The organism is Streptomyces sp. NPDC058371 (assembly GCF_042723265.1).
Taxonomy (GTDB): Bacteria; Actinomycetota; Actinomycetes; order Streptomycetales; family Streptomycetaceae; genus Streptomyces.
On sequence record NZ_JBHXJC010000004.1, the window covers coordinates 251,198 to 260,104 of the forward strand.

Genomic DNA, 8,907 nt, shown 5'->3' on the forward strand with positions numbered 1-8,907 from the left:
GGGACCAGCCGCGAGGACCAGCCGGGGGCGTCCGAATCGTCGCCTTCACGGCCCGCGTTCCGCCGCCGCTCCCGCCACGCTTACGATGCGCCCAGCCGTGCGACATTCGTGCGGTGGTCGTACGGACGTCCGCATCGCCGTACGCCGGTTCCCTACACCGCCGTACGGCCGTTCCGTACACCTGGACGAGGAGCAAGGTGCCAGTGGCCATACCCCCGCCCCCCGGGCCCGAGCAGTCCCCGGATCCGTACGGGCAGCCGTACCCGCAGGCACCGCAGCCCCAGGATCCGTACGGGCAGCCGTATCCCCAGGCACCGCAGCCCCAGGGCCCGTACCAGCAGCCCTACCCGGCGCAGGGGCCGTACCAGACGTGGGGCCAGGGCTATTCGCCGTACAACCGCCCGTCGTCCGTCAACGGCCTCGCGATCGCCGCTCTCGTCCTCGGCGTCCTCTGCTTCCTGCCCGCCGTCGGGCTGATCCTCGGGGTCATCGCGCTCGCCCAGATCAAGAAGCGCGGCGAGCGGGGCAAGGGTATGGCGGTGGGCGGCATCGTGATGTCGTCGATCGGTGTCCTGCTGCTCGTGCTCACCTTCGCCACCGGTGGCGCCCGCGACTTCTGGGACGGGTTCCAGGACGCGGCGGACGACGCGGGCGGCGGTGTCACCTTCTCCGTCGACAAGGGCGAGTGCTTCAACGCGCCGGGCGGCTCGCTCGAAGGCATGGCGTACGACGTCGACCGGGTGTCGTGCGCGGGCGAGCACGACGCCGAGGTGTTCGCGAACTTCTCGATGCCGGCGGGCGGTTACCCCGGTGACAGCAAGGTCACCGATGTCGCCGACACGAAGTGCTTCACCCTCCAGGACCAGTACGCGATGGACTACTGGGCCGTCCCGGACAACGTGGACGTCTACTACTTCACGCCCACCCGGCAGAGCTGGAAGCTGGGCGACCGCGAGATCACCTGCATGTTCGGCAACACGGACGAGACGGCGAGCCTGACGGGTTCCCTGCGCAACGACGCCTCGACGCTCGACGCGGACCAGGTCGCCTATCTGAAGGCGGCGCACGTCCTCAACGCGGCGATGGACACGGCGCCCGACGAGGAGTACGTCGAGGACGACCTGCCGGGTCACAAGGAGTGGGCGACCAGAATGTCGGACGCGCTCGCGGAGCAGGCCGGCCTGCTCCGCGACCACTCCTTCGCCCCGGCCGCCGAGAAGCCCGTGGCCGCGCTGGTGAAGGACATCGAGGCGGCTCGCAAGGAGTGGGCAGCGGCGGCGGACGCGGCGGACGCGGACGCCTTCTACCCCCACTACGAGAAGGGCTCGAAGCTCATCGACCCGGCCCGGACGGTCACCGCACGCAAGGCTCTGGGCCTCGCCGCCACCCCGCCGGCATACGACGAGGACGGCGGCGGCCAGGACGGCGGGGGAGGCGGCACCGGCGCCGAGGTGTGACGGCCGCTATAGCGGGGAGAAAGTGCCTGCGTAAAGCCCCCGCCCCGCACAAGTCATCACATCGAGTGATTCTCTGGCCTTTGCTTGCATGGGACAACCCACGGTTGCCAGGCTGTTGCTGTCTGTACAACCTGATGGGAGTGGCCAGTGACTTTCGGTGAGCAGCCGGCCTACCTGCGCGTCGCGGGTGATCTCCGCAAGAAGATCGTCGACGGTTCGCTGCCACCGCACACCCGGCTCCCGTCCCAGGCCAGAATCCGCGAGGAGTACGGCGTCTCGGACACGGTGGCGCTGGAGGCGCGCAAGGTGCTGATGGCGGAGGGCCTGGTCGAGGGCCGTTCCGGGTCCGGCACGTATGTGCGGGAGCGGCCGGTGCCCCGCCGGGTCGCCCGCTCCGGGTACCGCCCGGACAGCGGGGCGACCCCCTTCCGCCAGGAGCAGGCCGACGCCTCCGCGCGGGGCACCTGGGAGTCGCGCAGCGAGCAGGCCGAGGCCAGTCACGCGATCGCCGAGCGCCTGGCCGTCCGGCCCGGCGACCGGGTGATGTGCACCAAGTACGTCTTCCGGGACGCCGGCGAGGCGATGATGCTCTCCACCTCCTGGGAGCCCCTCGCGGTCACCGGGCGTACGCCGGTCATGCTTCCCGAGGAGGGCCCCCTCGGCGGTATGGGCGTCGTCGAGCGCATGGCGGCCATCGACGTGATCGTGGACAACGTGACGGAGGAGGTCGGCGCCCGCCCCGGTCTCGCCGAGGAACTCCACGCGCTGGGCGGCGTGCCCGGCCATGTGGTCGTGGTCGTCCAGCGGACGTACTTCGCGTCGGGGCGGCCGGTCGAGACGGCCGACGTGGTCGTACCGGCGGACCGCTACCGAGTGGCGTACCACCTGCCCGTGAAATAACGGCGCCCGCAACCCGCAGCCCGCAACCCGCAACCCGCAACCCGCAACCCGCGAAGTGGCCGCGGGTGAACGGCAGTTGGAATCTGGCCGTTCTCGTACGTTGTGTCCGCGCGTCCTGCGGCGCCCCATGCGCTCTGTTCGGCGGGCGGCCCTCGGTGTCCCGACGGCGCATCCGACTTTGCGCGCCCCCTCCGCCATGGCCGGTTGCGTACCTCTTTGTGAAATCCCGTATTCGCTGCGTGAAGGTAAGGCGTAGGCTCGGGCATATGCGGATTGCGGTTTCCTTGGTGGGCAGGGCGCAGCGCAACCCGGGGGCGGGAAGCGGAGGGGCTCGATGAACGACGGCACGATCACTCTCCCCTGGCACGTCATCCGGCAGGACGACAACGGCAATCGCTACCGCGTGGGCAGGTACGCGACCCGCGCCGAAGCCCAGAAGATCGCGGACAGTCTCGACGACCGCGGACACAAGCAGCTCTACTGGGTCGAGCGGATCGGGCAGAACGGAACCAGGTGATCCGGCGCCGGATCCGGTGCCGCCGTCGGGCGCTCCGGCCCTCCGGCAGCCCCGCACCGCTCCCGTAGGCTCCCGTCCATGACGGAACGGATCGTGGTGGTCGGAGCCGCCCTGCTGAGCGACGGACGACTCCTCGCCGCGCGCCGCAGTGCGCCCCCCGAACTGGCCGGCCGCTGGGAACTGCCCGGCGGCAAGGTCGAGCCCGGCGAGACCCCCGAAGCGGCCCTCGTACGTGAGCTGCGCGAGGAGCTCGGCGTCGACGCGGAACCGGTCGAGCGCGTTCCGGGGGAGTGGCCGCTGAAGCCCGGCTACGTCCTGCGGGTCTGGACCGCCCAGCTCCGCTCCGGCCGGCCGGAGCCCCTCCAGGACCATGACGAGCTGCGCTGGCTGACCCCCGACGAGATCTGGGACGTCGACTGGCTGGACCAGGACGTCCCCGCCGTGCGGGCCGTCCTCGCGGGCTGGGCCACCGGCTCCGTGCCGCGTGCGGCAGGCCGGCGGCCGTAACGGGCGATGTCCGCGGCCGCCCTGGTCCGGCCGCGGCGGAGGCAGGGCGTGGGGCGCGTGTGGGCTCCGGGGCCGCCGTCTCGTACGCCGTTCGTGCCGTTCGTGCCACAGTGCGCCCGAGAGGGCGGTAAAGCACCCCGGATATCGGGTATGTGCCCATTAACCCCATGAAAGCGGACATGGGTGGGCTTCTGGCCTGGGAAGTGATCGGCGTGCTCCACACCGAAGGCGAATGCGCCGAGTGGACCTTTCCCGCGGAGCCGGGCGCCGTACGCACCGCTCGCGCGCTGGTCCGCACCCAGCTCGGCACCTGGGGCCTCGACAGCCTCGGCGATATCACCGCGCTGCTGGTCAGCGAGCTGGTGACCAACTCCCTGCGGCACGCCACGGGCCCCATCGGGGTCCGCCTGACGCGCCCCGCCGACGTCCCGGACGCCCTGCTGGTCGAGGTCTCCGACCCGCTCCCCGACCCGCCCAGGGAGCGCGCAGCCGACGCGGACGACGAGGGCGGCCGCGGCCTCCAGCTGGTGGCCGGCTCCTCGCGCCGCTGGGGGACCCGGCCGGGTGACTCGGGCAAGACGGTCTGGTTCGAGCTGGTGGTCCCCGGATGACGCGGGGTGTGCGGCAGGGCGTGCGGGCGCGTTTGCGGCGCGCATGGGCGCCCTGCGCGCGGGCACCCGACCCCGCGCGCGGGCGTGTGGGACGCCCCCGTGGGGTGGATCGAAAAGATCCGGCCAGGGGCTCCGACTGGAGTCTTTGATTCGACGACGCCCCACCTGGTTAGAAGACTGGGAGTATGTGCCGGCCGGTCCAAAAACCATCGGGACCGTGCTGTGATCGTGAACACCGTGTTGTGCGGCGCCGTAGTGCTGGATACTGCGGGCAGCCGCCCCCGGTGACCGGTGCCGGACGCGGTGAGCTGGAGGGGACGGTTCGCGTGAGCGAGATACCAGCGAAGGCCACGGGGTCCGAGGACCCGTCGGACGGTCCGAGGGCCGACGCCGTGGGCGCGGTTCCGCCCGGCGTGCCCGCGGGACCCACGGGCGACGTGGAGAGCGCGGGCGACGCCATGTGGCAGAGCAGCCCACCCGGCTCGATCTACGACTACATCAAGGTCGCGTCGTTCTCCATCGGCCCTGACGGGCTCGTCGACCAGTGGAGCAAGCGGGCCGAGCTGATCTTCGGCATCACCGCCGAGCGGGCCGTCGGCATGGATCCCATCGACGCGTTCGTGGCCGACGACCAGCGCGACCGGGGCCACCGCAAGATGGCCGAGATCCTGGACGGCCGGGAGTGGACCGGCGTGGTCCCCTTCCGTATGCCGTCGCCCGAGGAGGGCGGCAGCGGGGCGGAGGGGCTCGCCGAGGTCTATGTGATGCCCACCACGACCGAGGACGGCGAGCGGGCAGCCGTGTGCATCGTCGTGGACGTCCGCACCCTGCGCCGGATCGAGACGGACCTCGCCGCTTCGCAGGCGATTTTCGGTCAATCTCCGTTCGGTTTCCTGCTGATCGACACCGACCTGCGGATCCGGCGGGCCAACGAGCGCTTCGCCTCGGTCTTCGGCGGGACGGTCGACGACCACCGCGGCCGTACCGTCCACGACTATCTGCCGCGCGCGGAGGCCGAGCGGGTCGCCGCGACGCTGCGCCGCGTCCTGGAGACCGGCAACTCCATCACGGACATGCACGTCACGGGCAAGGCGCCGGACTCCGACGAGCGCCGCCACTGGTCGATCAACCTCTACCGGGTGCACAGCGGCACCGGTCGGCCCATCGGCATCGCCTGGCTCGGAACCGACATCACCAGCCGTCGCGCCGCCGCCCGCGAAGCCGCCGCCGCGCGGCGCAATCTGGCCCTCCTCAACGAGGCCGGCGCCCGCATCGGCAACTCCCTCGACCTGGAGACCACCGCCCGCGAACTCCTCGACGTCGTCGTCCCCGGCTTCTGCGACCTCGCGACCGTCGACCTCTACCAAGGACTCCTGGCCGGCGACGAGGCGCCGCCCGGGCTGGCCGACGGAAGCGCCGAGCTGCGCCGGGTCGCCTTCTCCAGTGCCGTCTCCGACACCCCCTTCGTCGGCGGACCCGCGCCCGTCGACGTCGGGGCAGTGCACCACTACCCCTTCAACTCGCCCTGTGCGGACGCCCTGCGCACCGCGCGGCCCCAGTACCTCCCCGCCGAGGAGAGCGGGCTGATCCAGTCCACGCTGGCCGTGCCGATGGTCGCGCACGACACGGTCGTGGGCCTGGTGCAGTTCTCCCGGACGAAGGGCAGCGAGCCGTTCGGCGAACGGGACCGCGCTCTCGCGGTCGAGCTCGCCGCCCGCGCCGCGGTCTGCATCGACAACGCCCGCCTGTACCGCCGCGAGCACGAGCGGGCCCTGATCCTGCAGCGGTCCCTGCTGCCGCCGGGCGACCCGGAGGCCTCAGGCCTGGACATCGCCTGCCGCTACCTCCCGGGCAACGCGGCCACCGAGGTCGGCGGCGACTGGTTCGACGTCATCGAACTCCCCGGACACCGCACCGCGCTGGTCGTCGGCGACGTGATGGGCCGCGGCCTGCGCGCCGCGGTCGCCATGGGTGAACTCCGCACCGCCGTACGCACGTTGGCGCTGCTCGATCTCGAACCGGCCGAGGTGCTCTCGGCGTTGGACGAGATCGCCCGCGGACTCGGCACCCCCGGCGGGGTCCAGCAGGCCACCCGCGCGGCCCGCCAGCCCCGCGACGCCGAGCTTGCCGAGGTGTACCTCGCCACCTGCGTGTACGCGGTCTACGACTCCGTCACCCGCCGGTGCACGTTCGCCAACGCGGGCCATCTGCCGCCGGTGCTGGTGGAGCCCGGCGAGGCCGCGCTGATGCTCGACGTGCCGCCGGGCATGCCGCTCGGTGTCGGCGGCGAACCCTTCGAGGAGGTCGAGGTCGAGCTTCCCGAAGGTGCTCTTCTGGCGCTCTACACGGATGGACTGGTCGAATCGCGCGACCATCCCCTCGACGAGGGCCTGCAGGCCTTCGTCGGAGCGCTCACGGACCCTTCAAGCCCCCTGGAGGACGTCTGCGACCACGTCCTCAGCACCCTCGACACGCACCACGGCGAGGACGACATCGCGCTGCTGATGGCCCGTGTCCAGGGGCTGCCCGCCGAGTCCGTCGGCGACTGGACGCTGCCGCGCGAGCCGCGCAGCGTGGGTCGCGCCCGTGAGTACGCCCGCGTCCAGCTGCAGGAGTGGGGCCTGGAGCCGCTGGTCGACACGACGGAGCTGCTGGTCAGCGAACTGGTGACGAACGCCCTCCGCTACGGCGAGGGCGAGATCAGACTGCGGCTGCTGCTCGACCGGACGCTGGTGTGCGAGGTCTGGGACGCGGGTCTCGTGCAGCCGCGCAGGCGCCGGGCGCGCGACACGGACGAGGGCGGGCGGGGCCTCCAGCTCGTCGGGCTCCTGTCCGCCTCCTGGGGCTCCCGGCGTACGCCTCGCGGCAAGACGGTCTGGTTCGAACTCCCGCTGCCCGACGGGGAGACGGGCCTCGCCGACCCGGCCGAGGCGCTGCTGAGCCTGTTCTGACGTCAGGCCCCCGGACGGGGGCCTCCCACACCGTCCGGGGTGTCCGGGGCCTCGGGGGCGCCGGCTTCCCGGCCGCGGCCCGGCCCCGGGTCGGGTGGGTCCGTCGCCGAGGGGGTGGACGAACCGTCCGCGGTCCGCGGCGGTGCCCCGCCGGGAGTCGTACGCGTATGGGCGCGTCGCTTGCGTCGCAGAAAGCTGTACGCCGCCAGCGTGCCTGCGGCCACGGCCGCCACCAGGGGCAGCGCGAGGTCGCCGGTGGACGTCTCGTCCTCGGCCGGTGCGGCGCGGGCGGCATTGGTGCGGCCGCCCGGGCCGGCCGGGTCCGCGCCACCGGACAGCGGCGCCAGGGGCGCACCGGAGATGGCGGCACTCAGTCCGTCGGTCGCACCGGTCACGGGGTCGTCGGCACTCGCCGCCGCGATCGGCGCCACCAGCCAGCCGACCGCCACCAGCATCCCGAACACGGCATGCGCCACCCGCACGCCTATGTGCGACGCCGCTCGGCGCGAGCGGCTGCGGTTCAGAGGCGACGTCACATTTGGGAGCGTATGACCGGATGCACGCCCACGCGACCGGGATGCGCCGAAGCGCCGCCACCTAAGGTACGGAGGATTCGGAGGCGTGCCGGAGGGGCGTGGGGGATGAACACCAGGCGAGAAAAATCCGAGACGGAGCAGCAGGGGGAGGGGGCGGCACCGGAGCACCGAGGGGGTGAGCCGCTGCCGGAAGCCTCGGACTCCGCCGGCTCCCGGGAGTCCCCGGAGGCGGCGGAGTCCGGTGAGATATCGCGGCGCGGGCCCGCGTGGGTCCGTCGCGTCGGCCGGGTCTGGCGGCGGCCCGCACTGCGGTGGCCCAAGCGCGTCGTGCTCGCGCTCGTCCTCGCCCTCCTGCTGCCGACGCTGGCGGCCGGTGTCGCCCTGCGCGTCAACTACGCCGGCGACCCGGCCGCCGGCACCCGGACCAGAGACCGTGACGCGATCTGGCTGGGCCACGCCTGGGTCGACGGGCGGAAGCGGGACGCCGACGTCGACGCCCTCGCGGAGCGGCTGCGCGCGACCGGCATCCGGGACCTGTACGTGCACGCGGGACCGTTGGAGCACGATGGAACGCTGCCCAAGTCCGCGTACCCGGAAGCACGTTGGCTGATCGGGGCTGTCCACCGCGAGCTGCCCGGCGTACGGGTGCAGGCCTGGCTCGGCGACGAGCTGGCGAGCGAGGGGCCGGTCGGGCTGCGTCTCGAGCGCGCGGACACCCGGGCCGCCGTCGTCCGTTCCACCGGTCAGATCCTCGCGGCCGGCTTCGACGGCGCCCACTTCGACCTGGAGCCGGTGCACTCCGACGACCGGAACTATCTCGCCCTTCTCGACGACCTGCACCGCGTCACCCGGGCCAAGGGCGTCCCGCTCTCCGTCGCCGCCCACCAGATCGACCCGTTCCCGGCGGCGCACTCCATCAGGGGCACCCTCTCGGGGCACCCCAAGTGGTGGTCCCAGGCGTACTTCGGCCAGGTCGCCCGTCGGGTCGACCAGATCGCCGTCATGTCGTACGACACGGCCATGCCGCTGGAGAGCCTGTACGGCGGCTACGTCGCCCAGCAGACCTCTCTGGCCCTCGAAGTCACCCCGAAGTCAACGGACTTGCTGATGGGGCTGCCCTTCTACTACGAGGACGACCTGAGTCACCACGGGGGCGCGGAGACGGTCCGGGCAGCGGTCCGCGGTGTGCGTCTGGGCCTCTCCCGCACGGACCGCACGCGCGAACGCTTCGGCGTCGCCCTGTACGTGGACTTCGCGGCACGGGAGAAGGACTGGACGGCGTACCAGGAGGGCTGGGTCCGCTGAGCACGCCGTGGGGGCGCGCGTGGGGGGGGCGGGGTCCCGGGAGCCGGAGAGGGCCTCGACCGGACGCCGCCCGATTTTTTAAACCAGCCACACCCACAGGTGGTACCTGTTGTCGAACGCGCG

8 protein-coding genes are annotated in these 8,907 nt (G+C 72.4%); 7 read left to right on the forward strand and 1 reads right to left on the reverse strand.

The annotated features are described in order from the left end of the window. Nucleotides 1–203: 203 nt before the first annotated feature. The 6 genes from ACFWM2_RS15875 (at nt 204) to ACFWM2_RS15900 (ending at nt 6,943) form a co-directional block, all read left to right on the forward strand. Entirely contained in the window at nt 204–1,457 is a 1,254-nt protein-coding gene (locus ACFWM2_RS15875; protein ID WP_383278977.1) for a DUF4190 domain-containing protein, read from the forward strand. A gap of 147 nt (nt 1,458–1,604) precedes the next feature. Beyond that, on the forward strand, nt 1,605–2,357 hold the full coding sequence (locus tag ACFWM2_RS15880) for a GntR family transcriptional regulator (protein ID WP_383278980.1): 753 nt from the start codon (nt 1,605–1,607) through the stop codon (nt 2,355–2,357). A 334-nt stretch (nt 2,358–2,691) separates the two neighbouring features. Beyond that, complete coding sequence (locus ACFWM2_RS15885) at nt 2,692–2,874, forward strand: SPOR domain-containing protein (RefSeq protein WP_383278982.1); 183 nt, start codon at nt 2,692–2,694, stop codon at nt 2,872–2,874. Between the two features lie 78 nt (nt 2,875–2,952). Next, nucleotides 2,953–3,381: a (deoxy)nucleoside triphosphate pyrophosphohydrolase gene (locus ACFWM2_RS15890; RefSeq protein ID WP_383278985.1), complete on the forward strand. Its 429-nt coding sequence runs from the start codon at nt 2,953–2,955 to the stop codon at nt 3,379–3,381. A gap of 179 nt (nt 3,382–3,560) precedes the next feature. Further along, complete coding sequence (locus ACFWM2_RS15895; protein ID WP_383278987.1) at nt 3,561–3,992, forward strand: ATP-binding protein; 432 nt, start codon at nt 3,561–3,563, stop codon at nt 3,990–3,992. A gap of 326 nt (nt 3,993–4,318) precedes the next feature. After that, nucleotides 4,319–6,943 carry a SpoIIE family protein phosphatase gene (locus ACFWM2_RS15900; RefSeq protein ID WP_383278989.1) on the forward strand — a complete coding sequence of 875 codons (2,625 nt, stop codon included), beginning with the start codon at nt 4,319–4,321 and terminating at the stop codon, nt 6,941–6,943. A gap of 2 nt (nt 6,944–6,945) precedes the next feature. On the opposite strand, the gene ACFWM2_RS15905 is transcribed toward ACFWM2_RS15900, so the two are convergent. After that, nucleotides 6,946–7,479 (reverse strand): hypothetical protein, encoded by a 534-nt coding sequence (locus tag ACFWM2_RS15905; RefSeq protein ID WP_383278992.1) that lies wholly within the window; start codon nt 7,477–7,479, stop codon nt 6,946–6,948. A 105-nt stretch (nt 7,480–7,584) separates the two neighbouring features. On the opposite strand from ACFWM2_RS15905, the gene ACFWM2_RS15910 reads away from it, so the two are divergent. Next, the gene (locus tag ACFWM2_RS15910; RefSeq protein ID WP_383278995.1) at nt 7,585–8,784 is read left to right on the forward strand and encodes a hypothetical protein; all 1,200 of its coding nucleotides are present in this window, start codon (nt 7,585–7,587) and stop codon (nt 8,782–8,784) included. Nucleotides 8,785–8,907: the final 123 nt, after the last annotated feature.

What these genes read in the sequence shown, in the direction of transcription:
- ACFWM2_RS15885 (WP_383278982.1), top strand. Translation starts at nt 2,692, where the DNA reads ATGAACGACGGCACGATCACTCTCCCCTGGCACGTCATCCGGCAGGAC.
- ACFWM2_RS15890 (WP_383278985.1), top strand. Translation starts at nt 2,953, where the DNA reads ATGACGGAACGGATCGTGGTGGTCGGAGCCGCCCTGCTGAGCGACGGA.
- ACFWM2_RS15895 (WP_383278987.1), top strand. Translation starts at nt 3,561, where the DNA reads ATGGGTGGGCTTCTGGCCTGGGAAGTGATCGGCGTGCTCCACACCGAA.
- ACFWM2_RS15910 (WP_383278995.1), top strand. Translation starts at nt 7,585, where the DNA reads ATGAACACCAGGCGAGAAAAATCCGAGACGGAGCAGCAGGGGGAGGGG.